This window comes from Dechloromonas agitata is5, from assembly GCF_000519045.1.
Lineage (GTDB): Bacteria > Pseudomonadota > Gammaproteobacteria > Burkholderiales > Rhodocyclaceae > Azonexus > Azonexus agitatus.
On record NZ_KI912532.1, the window covers coordinates 3065496 to 3081416 of the forward strand.

The following is a 15921-nucleotide window of genomic DNA, read 5'->3' on the forward strand; positions in this document are numbered from 1 at the left end:
CGGAATTTTCTCGAGAACCAGAAGCCTCGCCTGCATAGCTAGTGGTTGTAACGAGTTTGCATAGAATCACGCGACCACGCTTATACGACTGTCGCCTGCCTTTGGCCAGACCTCAAGTGCTCCCATAGATCAGATCCGCACTAGATCCCTTCAGCGACGCATAGGTGCCTTCGTCGTAAAGCAGATGCTCATAGGACCATTTATTTCCCCTGATTAGAGCCTCTGAGCAACCAAACAGGCGGTATAGATCCGCCACCTCCTTATCCGCCAAAGAATGAGGCGAGCGATCATTGAACGTTACCCAGTCAATGATTTTTTTCGGGACATCCAGCCATTCAAGAGCGATCTGCTTCAGTCCAGACTTCTTCCTACGATGAAAAATTGGGAAAAATTCCTGGACACGTACCTCCTCTAAATCTTCATACGCATAGAACCAGCGCAACTGGCTTAAAACGTTCATGGTGTGCGGTGTAGCCAAGTTGAGCACCAGGGGTTCGAGCAACTCGAGCATGCCGAGAAAGCTTATGCCACCGCCTGCAGGATGGCGAAGCAGGACACATGCTTCGGTTCGATACGATGTCGAGCCGTCACTGTTAATGACCGGGCGAGTTGCCATGCGCGAAAACACTGACCGCACCTTGCCATTGGCTTCAAAAATATTGGCGGTCCAGCCGGCATGGGTGGCATCCGAAAGAATTGGAATCTGCCCCATCGTTTTCCATCTCCCATCGGGATGCAGTACTTCAATATCTGAATGGGGAATGCCGATCGGAGAATAGTGAGGATTGTCCTGATTTGCCACCATTGCTTGCCAATACATGGTCGCCATACCTTTCAAAAACTCATCTTCACCAGATTTGAAACGCTTTAGAACAGGATGATCGGCTCTCACCCGATGAAGCACACTCCCTTTCATCATGGAATAAGCGTTGGCCCTCATGGAGTCAAGATCATTCCAGAAAAATAGGCAGTACACCCTCTCCCCTTCCTTTAAAGTGGGAAGAGTGTCGACTACCTGCCGATGCAACCAGACAGGTTCAGTGCCATCGTGCTCTCTTGCCCGAAGAAATGGATCACTTCGTCGGTAGCTGATTAGCCTCGAGAGATTCCCGAAGTGATAGAGATATTTACCCTTGGTGTCGGAGGTATCTGAAAGACGATTTTTGATTGATGAACATTCAAGGTTGTCATCGCTAAATAAAGGCTGTAATTCCTGAGTTTCAGAAAACATATTGAAGGAATAATGGAATAAAAGATGGTGCGAAGGTGATACAACCAGTTCCGGTCACAACCGAACAATTTTGTTATTACAGCCAAGCCCAATCCAAAGGCTCTCAGCCAAACCTACAATTAGGAAAATCATCGGAAATTGACGAGTGCGATGAATTTTTCCCCACTCAGAAATATCCAATGACGATGGTGATGGATTCACTTCCGGATGGGTATGCCACTCACCGACATAGTCGACCGTCCCATCGCTTTCCTCCCATTGCTTGCTAGCAATCGCTTGGTGGAATTGATCGTACCGGTCAAAGCGATATCGCATTCGCCTATCCCTTGGCTGAGGCGTAGTGGCCTGAACAATATGCAAATGTATTCCCCGCCGGTACCCCAAAAAAATCCCTCCGGCCTCCGGAGTACTACTTCCTCGCTGCTGATAATCCAAAACCAAGTCGATGACAGCTCCTTCAATCAACACTTTCCCATCCGTCTCAAACGGATTAGGCCAGATCATTGCTGAGCGCACGCGGGGCATTCCTTCAGCTTAGAAATATCCTGATTTTTTATTCGACGCACATCGGCATTTTCGATACTTCTTGTACGGAACCTAGGGCTTGGATCGCCCTTCAACCAATCGATGACACTATCTACTGCTAGCGCGGCGGCTAGCATTGGAGATGAGACCGCATACGGCGTGAATGCCTGGCAGCCAACGGCACCACGCATAGGTTGCTGATTTAGCACCGGAAAACGTTCACGTCGGTAATGTTGCTCGTCACTCGTTTTCAAACAGCGAAAACAGCCAGCCCCACTGCGATCCGCCCACAAGGACTGAACACACTCCCCGTTACCTTTGATCCAGACATGAAGCAATGGATTTTTGCTCTGATGCTCAATGCGCAACCCGTTAAGTAATTCGCTAACGGTTTCTTCTCCGGTCGCGTCTATCAGCAAATCGGCGCCAAATAGTTGGGGATGCTCCGTAGCGCTTTTCGGAACAGATTCGATCTTGGCCAGAGGAAACTCACGTAGCAGATAATCTTTCAACGCATCAGCCTTGGGTTTGAACAACGAGGGGTAGCCCAATAGATGCCTGCCAAGGTTTTCCGGCTGGAGAGTGTCGGGATCGATTAGTGTCAGCGAACCTCTGCCGTGTCCCGCCCCGAGCCGGATCAGCGATTGCGCCAAGAAAGAACCAATTGCCCCGCATCCAACCAAAGTAATGCGCTTGTCCCTGAGGTCCGGAAAGCTGAGATTTCGACTATGTACATAGCTGGGGCTGATATCTGTAATCGACAGTCGCAGTATGGTCCGATTGCCCCCTTTGCCATGGAGGTGCTGTTTGTAAAGCTTTGGAAAGCGCTTAGCCCCCAAACGCTTTACTTGATCGAGATCGAAACCAAACCCCAGCCAACCGATGGGCGTATCGATCGCGAAAGTTACAAAAGAGTATTCGAGGTAAGCACTCTCTCGTTCGAGAACACGTTGGATTCCGCCGTACATGGTGCGATCCCACTGCTGCAGCCATGCAAAAAGCTCTTTGACGGTTTTGGGCATTGTCTCCGGAACCGCCGGGCGCATGGCTGTTTTGAACAACCAGCATTTGCAATTCGTACGCATGGCAGATTGACCGCCCAGTGCCTTTGCAAATGCGGCCACTTCGGCAGGATCGCTGGCGATAATGGCCCGACGCGATCCATCAACGTCAAGAAGCGAATAATTCGCAGATACGGAATTTGGCGGAATACTTCCGATCAGAACGGGCCATGGCCATGGCGTCTGACCGAACTCCCAGTGGACAAGGAACTCATCCTGAATATCTTTCGACCGGTAATCTGGATCACTTGCTATCCGATCAAGAACTGCAGTCGCTTGCTGTAGGCATTGAGCTATAGCGGTTGCAGGATCATATCGATCCAGAACGACTGATCCTGGCGCGAAATAGCACAATCCCCCCGCCACACTCACATGCGGCATAAGTGGCGGGAGAAAATCAGGGGTATCGAGCAAAAAAATGGCCGGGTAAGACTGGAAATCCCAGTCTTTAATTACCAGGCGCACACGCACGGCCCCCTTTTTGCATGGTAAAAGCCCTTCAAACGATCGACGGCCAGCACGATTACCAACGGAAGAAAATCCCCGTGCGGTCAGTAAACGCAGGGTTTCCCCCAATCGATCGTCACGCATTGGAGAACCTCAGCCCGCGCTCGTAGCCGGCACAACTGGCGGAACCACTTGCCTGGCCGGTACCGACCGGATTGATTCGGCACCGCTGTCGGCTTCAACCAAATCTGGGCGATTGGGTATCCGTTCCCCCAAATGCGCCTGCACATGAGTGATCGCCTCGCTCTTTTGATGTACCGCCCGGATTCTTGCCTGCTGCAACGCTTCCGCTAACGCCTCCGCCTTTCGGGAAGCAATTGCCTTCTCTTCTGGCGACAGACGGCTATTGAAATCCTCTGAACCACCGTCGATGCCGGGTTCGCGCAACTCCTTCGGGATCGCTGCCGCAAGAATCCGAGCAGCCTTTTCAAGTGCCAGATCATCCCGACCTCGTTGAGGCTCAAATGTCTGTGCAACGGCAATCATGATTGATACCGAGGTCGGGCCACCGCCATCACGCCAATGATGATCTCGCCATGCTTTGAGATAGCGGCACACGCGCCTCAACTGCTCGGTATGCTCTAGCACCTTGTCCTTAAACCAGCGGGAAACAGCTTCGGGATCTGAGAATTTCCATTCCCCTGAACGAGTGGCCATCACGATATCGTCTAGATCTTCCCAAACCTGTTCCGGCATTTCGCTGAAATCGACACTCTCCGACATCCACATGGAATCCATAGCAACAGTGCCAGAGCGTGCAGAAAGCGCAGCCTTCTCCATTACCTGAACAAACTTATGCTCAGGTGCTGCATACAACGGGATGTCGATGTGCGCCCAGAAGGCGACCTGGACGCGAATGCAGGTAGCCTTACCGGAGATGAGTTTCCAGCCATTTTTACGGCACAAATCCTCAAGCAGTTGTTCGACCAAGACAAAATACGCCTTTGCCATCTCATGCGGCGGGCCATTTTCTTCCCAAACATGAACAGGCAGATAGACGCCAAAATCCCAGTCAATCTCTTGGGGAGGCAGAGAGGCCGGCTGCACACAGGTGTTGTATGACCAAGAGCCCTGCGTGCGGAATCGCGGAGATACTGCGGCGTCCATACCCAGGATTGCCGTCGTCGCTTCACGAATTCGGGGCCGCAAATGATCGCGAATCTCGTTTTTGCAGTCGATCAAAAACTTCTTCTGGCCAGGAGCTGGTTCGATACGATCACTGAAGACGTCTTGCTCGTCGGTGGCGTAGAACAGCTTGTTGAGTTTGAGCATGACAAATCCTTTCAGCGGTTAGCGTTGTCGCCGTAGTAAAAAACCGGGTTAGTAGGGGCATGGCTGAGAAATGCCTGGCACTGTGCGTTGCCGATACATATTTTTGAACGTTCGGAAGCCGATCCAAGCAATACCTCCCGCGCCGCTTGGTCGACCTTGTCCAACGCAACAGAGCGTGCGCGCTGGTCGGTCAGATCATCATCTACATGTAAATAGCGGTCACCACCCAATTGATGCTTCAGCATGAAGTCGCTTAATGACTCCTGAACAGAGATTGAAAGCCCGAACAGCCGCTTCGGCATATTGGCAGGATTGGCACCCCCCCAGTCAAATGTCCCACCTTCCCGATTACGACTGGGATCGACAGTGAATTTTGAGGACATGGTTCCTACGGACAAGAGGTGAATTTGCTGGCGCTCCTGCTTGAAAAAAGTCTGAGCCTCGTGCACTGCCAGCAATCCAGGAGCATTCGCGTACAAACCACCATCGACGTACTGGTTGTTATTGAAGGTATGGCGTGGGAAATAAGCCGGTGCTGCACTTGTAGCCAAGGCGATATCGACCAATCGATAGAGGTGATCTCGCTTGAAATCGGGGTGATGCGGCGTTTTGAAGATAACTGGCTTGCCTGTCGAATAATTAATGCTGGGAATGATGACAGGATGCTTGCACTGCCCCAGCACCTTTTCCCCGAACAATTCGTCCCCGGCCAACAAGCCTTGCAGCGAGGCTGCCGAATATGGTGCCCGCCAAATCCCAAGCAAGGAACGCCGGCGGCGGAAGATATCCTCGCCATGCTCCACAAACAAATCGACGATCTTGCTAGCTGGAATTTCCATGGCAATTGCCAGAGCCAGGATACCTCCGACCGAGGTACCCGCGATCAAATCGAACTTGGTAGCAACAGGAGCGCCGATCTCTTCTTCCAGGTCAGCCAGAATTTTGGCGGTGTAAAGACCACGAAAGCCACCTCCAGAGAGGGCAAGTATCTGGAATTTTTGCAGCGGCGCCTCTTGCATATTCACTCCTTGAACGGTTCTGACAGGCACAACTATGTTCACCAATGAAGCATTACAAAAAGTTCGGAATAGCGAACTTTTTTGCAGTCTTGCAGAAACTTCCGGTCGTGTCAAACTAAAAGTTCGGAATCGTGGTAAATTTGCAACTGTTAACTGGAAGGAGACGCAATGATGGGAACCCGTCTCGGCGATAAATTGCGCGAGTTGCGCAAAGAACGGAAACTCACATTGGAAAAGCTGGCTGAACTTGCCGGCCTGAGCAAAAGCTATTTGTGGGAACTGGAAAATAGAGAGTCGCAGCGCCCGTCCGCCGAAAAGCTGACAGCGCTGGCAGACGTTCTCGGTGTGAGTAGCGCGTACTTTCTTGAAGAAGACATACGAGCTCCGGAAGAGCGACATCTAGATGAAGCCTTCTTTCGCGGCTACCAGAAGCTAGAACCTGACGCCAAGGAACAGCTTCGGAAAATTCTCGATACTTTCAAGAAGAACACGTGAGCGGCGTTGAGACACTGGCGGGGCCGCGAGCTGCGCATCGGCTATCCCATATCATTGAAACCGTAAGCGCCGCACACGGCACTGCACGTTTCCCGGTGGATGTCAGTGAACTGGCCCTGGAAAGCGCAACCATCTTTGGCTGGTCGGATCCGATCGCCCAAATTGAAGCTGCAGATATCAAGGGGTTCGAAGGGGCCCTCTTTCCTGATGAAGAGAGAACGCGTTGGCTGCTCTTGTACAACAACACGTTGAGCTCTGCCGGAAGAGTCCGATTTACGCAGGCACACGAACTGGGGCATTACATTATTCACCGTACGGCCCGGGATGCGTTCCAATGCAGTACCGCTGCAGACATGCGGAACTGGTCTCTCGATGACCAAAACATTGAATCGGAAGCAGATGAATTTGCATCGTACCTGCTGATGCCGCTTGATGATTTCCGCCAGCAAGTCAATGCCGATGTGGATCTCGACACACTGGCCCACTGTGCGGATCGGTATGGAGTATCGCTCACGGCAGCCATTCTCAAGTGGCTATCGTACACGGATCAAAAAGCCGTTTTTATCGTTTCAACCGATGGCTACATCAATTGGGCACGCTCCAGCACCCCAGCTGCAAAGTCTGGCGCTTACTTCAAAACAAAAGGCAACATCATTCCGCTGCCGCTCGGATCACTCGCCCTGGACGACACCGTTCGGCACGAACGAGCCGGCGCAAATCTCCCCGCAAAATTGTGGTTTCCGCATGCTCATAAAGATTTGAGCGTACGAGAGATGAAAATCAGTGCAGACCAATACGGAAACATCTTCACATTGTTGAGCTTACCGTCCTATGCAGAGGTCTGGCCCGACAAAGAATTGAGGTACACCAAGCCGTAAAAGCACTGTATCCAACTAGGTACGGTAGCTCAATTGACGGATATCTATCAGCATCAGGTGGCAATCGGCCACTGCTGAAGTAGGATTGATTCGCTTAATCGGGAGAAAACACAACGGTTAACTGTCGTTTAGCCTTGAGCAGTTTCACGCAGCAGCGTTTTCATCTGTCGCAGGTCGAGTACGATCTTGGTGCTCATCTCTGATGCGCTTGGCATCGGCAAACGAATCGATTCCATCGCAAATGCGAGTGATCAAATTAAGCTCAACCCGCCCGCTAGTTGGCGAATTGGTCCAGTAGTGCCCCTCAAGTCGCAAATCACCCGAGGTCAGGCGGAGGTCGCCGTATCCGGTGGTAATCTTGTTCTCGCCCAAGTGAAGACGCTGCATTTCAAATACATATTGCAGTTGCGCTCGGGCGCTTCTGGGATCGATGACTAAGGTCTCAAGCGTCGAGTGTGCAGGCTGCATCGGTGTATAAGACTGGATGGTGAGAAAGAAATAGGTCTGTTTGATCACAAACGCGATCTGTATTGGTTCCATCGGTAATCCCCCCAGAATTAGGGGCGATCAGAAGTAGAGCTACGCGGCCATGGCCAGCCGCTGTTTTGGCGTGATGCCGCCCAAGGCCATGTTTGGGCGGTCGTGATTGTAGTCGTACATCCACTGGGTGGCGAAGAGCTGGACTTCATCGAGGTCTGCCCAGCAATATTGCGATAGCCACTCGTAGCGCACTGTCCGGTTGAAGCGCTCGACGTAGGCGTTCTGCTGGGGCTTGCCCGGCTGGATGTAATCCATCTTGATCTGCCGCTTTTCTGCCCAGTTTTGCACCAGGCCGCTGATGTTCTCCGGGCCATTGTCACATCGAATGGCGGCTGGTTTCCCCCGCCATTCGATGATCTGCTCCAGGGCACGGATCACCCTCTCGGCCGGCAGCGAGAAATCGATCTCGATGCCCAGGGCTTCCCGGTTGAAGTCATCGATCACATTGAACAACCGGAAACAGCGCCCGTCTTCGAGCTGGTCATGCATGAAATCCATAGACCACACCTGGTTGATGGCAGTCGGCACGGCCAGCGGTTCCGGTTTCTCCCGCACCAGCCGTTTCCTGGGCTTGATCCGCAGATTCAATTCCAACTCCCGGTAAATCCGATACACCCGCTTGTGATTCCAACCAAAGCCCTTCACGTTGCGCAGGTACAGGAAGCACAGCCCAAATCCCCAGTTGCGGTGGTTGTCGGTTAGCCGCATCAGCCAGTCGGCGATTTCCTCATTCTCGGCATTCTTCTTGGCCGAATACCGATAGCAGGTCTCGCTCACCTGGAAAATGTCGCAGGCCAAGCGGATCGAAATTCGCTTTCCGGCCACCACTTCCTTGGCCATCTCACGCCGGCGAGATGGCCGACCTACTTTTTTCCCAGGTACTCCTTCAGAATATCCGCCTTCAGGCGCTCCTCGGCGTACATCTTTTTGAGCCGCGCATTCTCGGCTTCCAACTCCTTCATCCGGGCCATCATGGACACGTCCAGGCCGCCGTATTTCGCCCGCCATTTGTAGAACGTCGCCGAGCTGATTCCCAACTCCCGGCACAACTCCGGCACCGATAGCCCACCCTCGACCCGCTTCAACGCCTCGATGATCTGGCTGTCCGAAAACTTCGACTTCTTCATGCAGAACTCTCCCTTTACGAGAAAATTCTACCTCTGACCGCCTTTATTGGCCGGGGGGATTACCCATCGGCTTGTCGGTATCCGCCGACTTGAAATCGGTATGCAATTCCCCCCACCATAAACCATGCACCATACGCCGACCTAGCAACCACGCAAGCCATGGTCGAGTCCAGCTAAGTTTAGAGAATGCTAGTGCAAGAAGAGGGGGAATGCCGATCGCGGTGGAGGCAGTCTGTACGAACACCTTTAGAGGGGCAACCTGCAACTCGCCCCATCGAAAAAACAGAATCCCTATCGCCACCAAAAATGCAGCGCCAATGGATACCCGAATCAGGCGAACCAAATCTGCGTAGGTCAGACTAACCGGCATCATGGGAGTGCCTTGCTCACAGTAAGTACTCCCGATTCATAGATTGACACCACTCGCTCTTGTGTCAGAAGCCCTACCATCACGATTCCGCTAACTCGGGACGCTAGAAGCGCTGTCATGTGGCGAGCCCCACTCGCTGGGGGCAAAGCCTCCCCTGAATCAGGCAAAGGGGGGGCAACGAATTGGCATAGGTGGGTAAGGCATACCGAATCCGCTTGCACAAAGTGAAAGCCATCATGCCAAGGAGATGATTTTTTAGCTATTTGCGCCAAAACATCGCTTATGGCACTTAGGCCACAAATGGGAAGGTCAACAATCTCACCTCCTGCTACATCTAGGGGAAGAGATGGTAACGCCGAAAGCGAGTTATAGAAAACAATGCCAAGACCGGAAAAATCTTCTGATCTCTTGGACGCCGCTAACGTCAACAGCTGAAGCGTATTGTGTGCGCAGGGAGAGGACAAATAGGTTCTCAAGAGCAGTTTTGGCGCTTAGGCCATACTGATAATTCTAGTGAAAATTGCAACTGCAATCTTAATCACGATTGCAGCCAGCGCAATTTAGAGGTTGCCTTACAGTAAGCGTACCAGCGCCTCCATTATCGAATAATTTCCTGCTAGGCGGCCTACATAGTCACGTGCTTTTTCTCGGCAAATTTTATTTTGGTTTTGATTCTGAGTACTTTCAGTTTCCCTTAGCATGGTCAGAACCGCAGTAAATCCATCAAGATCTTCAAATCGCAAGAAGAAATCACAATCAGCCTTGCAATCGAGTTTCCTGCGCCGCCAAAACACACTTGATTCCGTCGCATCAGGATGTATAAACATCGCCCGCATCGGGCGCGGCAAACTCTCGTAGCTCCGCCGAATCTCGCTCATCTCCATAGGCGCCTTGTCCAACAGGCGCCACAACGGCAGCGCCAGCCACTTCGCCGTCCCCGGATAAGCCGCTTCAACCCGATCGACTAGATTTGGTTTCCCATCCGGCCGCGGCCCGCTCCGCGGCACCACTTCGCCCCGCCGATACTTGTCCCACACACAGGAACGCTTCACTTTCCTGTCACTTTCGGATTCACCGAACTGCTTTTCCAACTCACGCGGCGTCAATTTACTAGCCAGTGAGACAGCCCGAAACCAAGCCTGGACGCGCATTTTGCGAATCTCGGGATCTTCTTTGTACGGGTATATCGCAATCGGATTCATCAATTTCCCGAGCAACGGAAAAAGTTGCACAAATTCTCTCACCTAAGGGGAATCTTTGCCTACAGTCAGATTCCGTTCTAGAACTTGACTATGGCTAGAAATTTGAAGGCCGTCTGAAAAAATCCCCTTCAGTGACGCCGGGTGGCGCCACGGGCCGGCTGCGCCAAGGCAGCCAAAAACCAAGAACGAGGAGAGGTACCGGACCCGAAGATCGCGCAAACCGGATTCCTGTTGACAGGACCCAGAAACGGAAACGGCCCGGAGCTTGTCGAGAGCCCGGGCCGCTGATGAAGCTGTCTAGTCATCACACCAGATAATTTCATTCTAGGCTCGAGAGGTGCGTAGTCAATCCCCTTTCGCCGTTCCTGCTCCGTCCGAATTTCATCCGCCCGACGACCACCGGCCGTCGGCACAGGGACCGCTTTTTCCCGATTTTCGCGAAGGTCGATCGATCCGTTCCGGATGTTCGAAAGGAAACGATCATGATGGATAAAACTCAACTCGATGCCTACTGCGAACGCAACGGCATCACCCAGAAGGCTCGGCTGGTCATCGACCAGGTCCGCACCTCACCGCCGACCCGCCGAGTGCAGAGCGGCATCCACAACGTGGCCTGCCGCTTCTCCAGTCGGAAAATGGGCATGGTGATCCAGGCGGAGAGCCACAAGAACGAATTGCCGGCCGTCATCGGCTGGGAACACGATAAACAGACCTACGAGTTCTACGACCAGCCGCCGAAGGTCAAGCTGCGCTATACCGGCCGCAACGGGAAATCGGTCAGCCACATGGCGACGCCGGACTTCTTCCTGCTCCAGGAAGGTTTTGCCGGCTGGGTGGAATGCAAGACTGAGGAATGGCTGAAATCCCGGGCTGCCGAGGGTTCGACGCTCTACGTCCGGGACGGCAATGGAGGCTGGCGCTGCCCGGCCGGCGAGGCATACGCAGCCTCGGTCGATCTCGGTTTCCGGGTTCGCTCGTCGTCGGCCAACCACTGGATCACCATCCGCAACCTGGATTTCCTGGCAGACTACCTCGACGAACGATGCCCGGCACCATCGCCGGAAGCCGTGCAACGCGTCCGTGAGGCGATGGGCGGACAAGCCTGGATTCTGCTGAAGGACCTGCTGAGCACACTCTCGGCCGACGATGCCGACGCCCTCTACAAGATGATCGCCGATGGCGTTCTCTATGCCCGCCTGGATGAGGATCGTCTCCCCGACCCGGCGCGTGCCTACGTCTTCCGCGACAAGGTGGCGGCTGACGCCTATCGCCTGCACCTGGCCTCGCAAACCCGGACGACGCTGCCTTCGTTGCGAACGTTGACTGTCGCCGCCGGCCAATCGTTCATGTGGGATGGCCGACTCTGGCGAATACTGAACGTCGGCGACCAGGACATCTTCATGGAGGACGAAGACCATGTGATTACCAGCCTCGGCCGGAAGGCGCTCGAGCAGATGGTCAAGGAGGGTACGATCAGCGGCATTCCGACTGGTGCCGTGCTCGAGCGCGACCAGGCTGAAGCGATCATCCGCCGGGCGAGCCCCGATGACTTCGAGCATGCGATGTATCGTTACCGCTGCCTGTTCCCGGAAAGCTCGGATGGCCTGCCGGCCGAATCCTGCGACCGCGCCCGGCGCAAGTGGCGCGCCCTCTACAAGCGTGGACAGGAACTGTACGGCTCCGGCTTGCTCGGCCTGATTCCCAAGATCAGTCAGCGCGGCAACCGCGAGCGCCGTCTCGACGATGCCGTCATCCAGATCATGGACGACGTAATCGACGAGCGCTATGCCGTCGCGGCCGGATGGTCGATCCATGCCTGCTGGGGGGAAGTGACCAACCGATGCATTGCACGCGGCCTGTTGCCGCCCAGCGAAGTCGCTTTCCGCGACCAGATCAAGCGGCGCCGCCAGCACGATCTAATCGTCGCTCGGCAAGGAGAGAAGGCGGCCTACAGCGACTCCGAGTTTTACTGGCGTATCGACGGAGCGACGCCTCGCCATGGGGAACGGGCTTTCCAGTTCGGCCATATCGACCATACCGAGCTGGATCTTCAGTTCCGCGGCAGCGGCAAGGGCCAAAAGTTGGGCAAGGCCTGGCTGTCCATCCTAATCGACACGTATACCCGCGTGGTCCTGGCCTGGGTTCTCCTGTTCGATGCGCCGAGCTACCGCAGCTGCATGGCCTTGATCCGCGCCTGCATCAAACGTCATGGCCGGATTCCAAAAACCATCGTCGTCGACAAAGGGCCCGAGTTCCAGAGCATCTATTTCGAGACGTTGCTGGCGCGACTCGAATGCCACAAGAAAACCCGCCCCGGCAGCAAGCCGCGCTTCGGCAGCGTCACTGAGCGCTTCTTCGGCGTGAACAACGAGCAGTTCGTGCATTGCCTGCGCGGCAATAACGTCGCCCTGCAGAAGCCGCGGTCAATGTCGAAATCGCACGATCCCCGTGATCTGTCGGTGTGGACGCTGCCGGAATTTCGGGAAGCCTTCGACGGCTATCTCGACAAGGTGTACGGCGAAATGGAGCACTCGGCGCTCGGCATGTCGCCGAAGGAAGCAATGGCGATCAGCCTGGCGCAATCGGGTCTTCGCCGGCACGTCCTGATCCCCAACACCCGGGATCTGATGATCCTCTGCCTACCGTCGACGGCCAAGGGAACGGCCAAGATCGATCCCAGCCGCGGTGTGAAGATCGGCTACATCCACTACTGGTGCCCGGCCTTCAAGAACCCGAAGCTCGCCGGTGCCGACGTCCCGGTCCGCTACGACCCGAACGACAAGTCGATGGCAGTGGCCTGGCTCAAGGACCATTGGGAAACCTGCCAATCGGAGTACGCCGACCTCTTCCAGGGCCGCACAGAGAAGGAAATCGACCTGATCACGCAGGAAATCACGGCGCAGAACAAGCGCACAGGCCAGCGCCGCGCGATCAACGCGACCTTGATCGCAAAACACCTAAATACCGCGCACGCCACGGAAAAGCTCCTGCAACAGCGCCTGCGCGACCAGGAAACCCGTGCCAAAGCCTCGTCCCCCGCCATTTCGCAGCAAAGCACAGCCCCCCAATCCGGCTTTGATGCCTTGGAAGACGCCATTTGGGGCGGCCTCGAAAAAACCATCTTTGGAGACTGACATGAAAAACACGCAAAATCCTTCCTTCCCAATCGAACTGCTCGCGGCATCGCTCGAACAGCGTGTCGAATATTTCCGCAAATGCCGGATCGAGCATCCACATCTGGCACATGGCTTCAAGCAGGCGATGTCAGCGATCAACAGCGCTTCTGGCCCGAAGGTAGTCCTCGTGACCGGACCGACAGGTGCCGGCAAAACCACCTTGGCCCGGATGATTTACAAGGCGCTGATGCATCAATATCGCGACCTAATCGCCAAGGATCCCGGAGCCGTGCCCGTCGCCGGATTCAATGCCATCCCGCCCAACGGCGCTTCGTTCAACTGGAAGGATTTTTATATCCGCCTGCTGGAACGCCACGGCGATGTCCTGACCAACCGGAAAATACTGCTTCCGCGCCAGCACGATCTGTTCGAGGGGCTGTCGGCACCGCTACCGATCGAACGGTCGACTACCGAAGCCCTGCGCCGCGCTTCCGAAAAATGTCTGACCAACCGCAAGACCAGAGTCCTGATCATCGACGAGGCACACCACATCCTGATGGTCAACGATCCGAAGCGGCTCGAATTCCAGTTCGAGGCCCTGAAGTCGCTGACCATCGAATCGAATCTCATCATCGTGCTGGTCGGCACCTACAAGCTGCTTGCCATCCGAGACCAGAGCGGACAACTGGTCCGGCGTAGCGAGATCGTTCATTTCCCGCGTTATTCGCTGCAAGGCGAAAAGGATAAGGAGGATTTCGGCGCCGCATTATGCCGACTGCAACGTCAGCTGCCGTTGCCGGTGACCCCGAACTTTGCGCCCGATATGCGAGAGTTTTTCTGCAAATCTGGCGGCAGCATCGGGATCTTGAAGGATTGGCTGTCGCGTTGCCTTGAGCACGCCATTCTCCGCGGCATGGACACCATCGATTACAAGTTCGCCGAGGAATTCGCCCTCTCCAACAAGAGTTTGATCACGATTCTCGACGAAGCCATCGAAGGGGAAATTGCCTTGGAAGATGCCAGCATCGACGCGGTGAAAGCACTACTCTATCGCGTCGTTTCTCGGGCGAGGGCACTATCCGCCAAACAGCCACCCGCCAAGAAGCCGGCCAAGGTGGGTGAGCGCAACCCTAGTCGTGACAAAACGGGAGGCGATCATGAAAAAAAGTGACTTGAACCACTTTGACCCACTAAGCGCACTCCTGTCGTACGATGAAATGCCTGCGCGTAGCCGGCTGTATGCCTTGACGCCAATCGGCCTAGACACGGCCCGGACGGAAGGATTGCTTTCCTACCTGGTCCGTCTGGCCGAGGCGCATTCGGTCAATCCACGCCGGCTGATCCGGACAGAGTTCGTCGCCGTGCAACCGGAGATCGCCCACCTGAACCACTTGTCCTTTTTCCGAAACAACGCTAGAACCGTCAACGGCTTGGGAGCGTATGCACAGAAAATCTGCGATGCGACCAGCACGCTTACCAGGCTCGCCAATCTCCGCTATTCGACCCTGCTTCCACTCCAAAACCTGCTGCCGAGCATCGGTGATGGGCTACTCTCGCGCCACCTCAGGTGGTGTCCGAGTTGTTTTGCCGGAATGGCGAAATCTGGAGACGAACCCTACCGTCCCTTGATCTGGTCATTTTCTCATTATCGCTACTGCAGCATCCACCGGCAGCAGCTCATGGAACGTTGTCCAGTTTGCGGCAAGGTTCAGGATTTCATCCCCCGGTATCCCAGCGTCTCCCATTGCAGTCACTGTGGGAGCTGGCTCGGTCAAGGTGCGAACCGAGACTTTCCCTCGGCAGACGATCTGTGGGTCTCGGCGGCGATCGAGGACATCGTACTCAATCTCCGAAGTCTGGAGAAAACTGCAACACTGGACAACTTGCTCCTGGCGGCCGAGATCGCAGCGCAACGGAATACATCAGGGAAGCGACGAACGTTTTGCCGGACGATCGGGATCGAGCGATCGGCTTTGGAACGATGGCTGGCTGGCCATCGGCCATCGATACACCGATGGCTTGTCCTCGCTTACGCGTTGGATACCCAGCCCAGTTCGCTGTTGCTACACCCATCCCGAGACATTGAACCGACCACGCAGAAGTTGCGCAAGGCGCCAGACTTCCTTTGCGTTCGCCGATCCAAAGTGGGATTGTCGGAGATTGAGCGAAATAGAATTGAGGACACGCTACGTGAAATTGCCGACGACTCCAACGACCATCGCTCACTCTCCAGCATCGCCAAGCGTTTCAAATGGGATGCCGCAGGTCTGAGACGCCTTGCCCCGGAGCCATGCAATGTGATTCGCGACAAATACGTTCTCAACCGAAAGCTTGCCTGCGAACGGAACCACGCGAATCACCGCAAAACGCTGCTTCGCATCTTCGACGAGCTTGTCCAAAACGGAGAGTATCCCGGCGGCCAAAGATTGAAGAGGATGCTCTCCCAGAAAAAGATGGTGCTAATTCCACGATATCTAAAAACTGCATATTCCGAAGCATTACGGGAATGGACGAGAGGTAAAGTCCTGCAGAAATCTCAGGTTTAGTCGTGTCTGTGGCACTGGACTTCAGCGATAGC

At 54.6% G+C, this 15921-nt stretch carries 13 protein-coding genes; 5 read left to right on the plus strand and 8 right to left on the minus strand.

Annotated elements, in window-relative coordinates; genetic code table 11:
- Window positions 1-112: 112 nt before the first annotated feature.
- The 5 genes from K420_RS0114995 to K420_RS0115010 form a co-directional block, all read right to left on the minus strand.
- Window positions 113-940, minus strand: a complete 828-nt coding sequence (locus K420_RS0114995; RefSeq protein WP_027458775.1) for a hypothetical protein — start codon at window positions 938-940, stop codon at window positions 113-115.
- A gap of 345 nt (window positions 941-1285) precedes the next feature.
- Window positions 1286-1747: a Mov34/MPN/PAD-1 family protein gene (locus K420_RS20225; RefSeq protein WP_157275116.1), complete on the minus strand. Its 462-nt coding sequence runs from the start codon at window positions 1745-1747 to the stop codon at window positions 1286-1288.
- Window positions 1732-3408, minus strand: coding sequence for a ThiF family adenylyltransferase (locus K420_RS20230; protein WP_084019675.1), 1677 nt, complete (start codon window positions 3406-3408; stop codon window positions 1732-1734). The genes K420_RS20225 and K420_RS20230 overlap by 16 nt, the downstream gene beginning before the upstream one ends.
- Before the next feature lie 9 nt (window positions 3409-3417).
- Complete coding sequence (locus K420_RS0115005) at window positions 3418-4596, minus strand: CBASS cGAMP synthase (protein WP_027458777.1); 1179 nt, start codon at window positions 4594-4596, stop codon at window positions 3418-3420.
- Between the two features lie 11 nt (window positions 4597-4607).
- A complete protein-coding gene (locus tag K420_RS0115010; RefSeq protein WP_027458778.1) occupies window positions 4608-5615 on the minus strand; it encodes a CBASS cGAMP-activated phospholipase in 1008 nt (335 codons plus the stop codon).
- Window positions 5616-5786: 171 nt separating this feature from the next.
- On the opposite strand from K420_RS0115010, the gene K420_RS0115015 reads away from it, so the two are divergent.
- On the plus strand, window positions 5787-6110 hold the full coding sequence (locus tag K420_RS0115015; protein WP_027458779.1) for a helix-turn-helix domain-containing protein: 324 nt from the start codon (window positions 5787-5789) through the stop codon (window positions 6108-6110).
- On the plus strand, window positions 6107-6988 hold the full coding sequence (locus tag K420_RS0115020; RefSeq protein ID WP_027458780.1) for an ImmA/IrrE family metallo-endopeptidase: 882 nt from the start codon (window positions 6107-6109) through the stop codon (window positions 6986-6988). The genes K420_RS0115015 and K420_RS0115020 overlap by 4 nt, the downstream gene beginning before the upstream one ends.
- A 144-nt stretch (window positions 6989-7132) precedes the next feature.
- Here the strand turns inward: K420_RS0115020 and K420_RS19185 are convergent, their stop codons facing one another.
- The 3 genes from K420_RS19185 to K420_RS0115045 form a co-directional block, all read right to left on the minus strand.
- Entirely contained in the window at window positions 7133-7528 is a 396-nt protein-coding gene (locus K420_RS19185) for a hypothetical protein (protein WP_051453168.1), read from the minus strand.
- A gap of 39 nt (window positions 7529-7567) precedes the next feature.
- Window positions 7568-8655, minus strand: a protein-coding gene (locus K420_RS0115030; RefSeq protein WP_198293780.1) for an IS3 family transposase whose coding sequence is annotated in 2 segments (ribosomal slippage) — window positions 7568-8403 and window positions 8403-8655 — 1089 coding nt in all. Because the reading frame shifts where the segments join, the coding sequence is not laid out codon by codon here.
- Between the two features lie 942 nt (window positions 8656-9597).
- Window positions 9598-10227, minus strand: coding sequence for a hypothetical protein (locus K420_RS0115045; protein WP_027458782.1), 630 nt, complete (start codon window positions 10225-10227; stop codon window positions 9598-9600).
- A gap of 482 nt (window positions 10228-10709) precedes the next feature.
- Here K420_RS0115045 and K420_RS0115050 point away from each other — a divergent pair, with 482 nt between their 5' ends.
- The 3 genes from K420_RS0115050 to K420_RS0115060 are packed head-to-tail and all read left to right on the plus strand — an operon-like array spanning window position 10710 to window position 15889.
- Window positions 10710-13361 (plus strand): DDE-type integrase/transposase/recombinase, encoded by a 2652-nt coding sequence (locus K420_RS0115050; protein WP_027458783.1) that lies wholly within the window; start codon window positions 10710-10712, stop codon window positions 13359-13361.
- Window positions 13351-14514, plus strand: coding sequence for an AAA family ATPase (locus tag K420_RS0115055; protein WP_157275118.1), 1164 nt, complete (start codon window positions 13351-13353; stop codon window positions 14512-14514). The genes K420_RS0115050 and K420_RS0115055 overlap by 11 nt, the downstream gene beginning before the upstream one ends.
- Complete coding sequence (locus K420_RS0115060; protein WP_084019678.1) at window positions 14501-15889, plus strand: TniQ family protein; 1389 nt, start codon at window positions 14501-14503, stop codon at window positions 15887-15889. The genes K420_RS0115055 and K420_RS0115060 overlap by 14 nt, the downstream gene beginning before the upstream one ends.
- The last annotated feature ends 32 nt before the right edge of the window (window positions 15890-15921 follow it).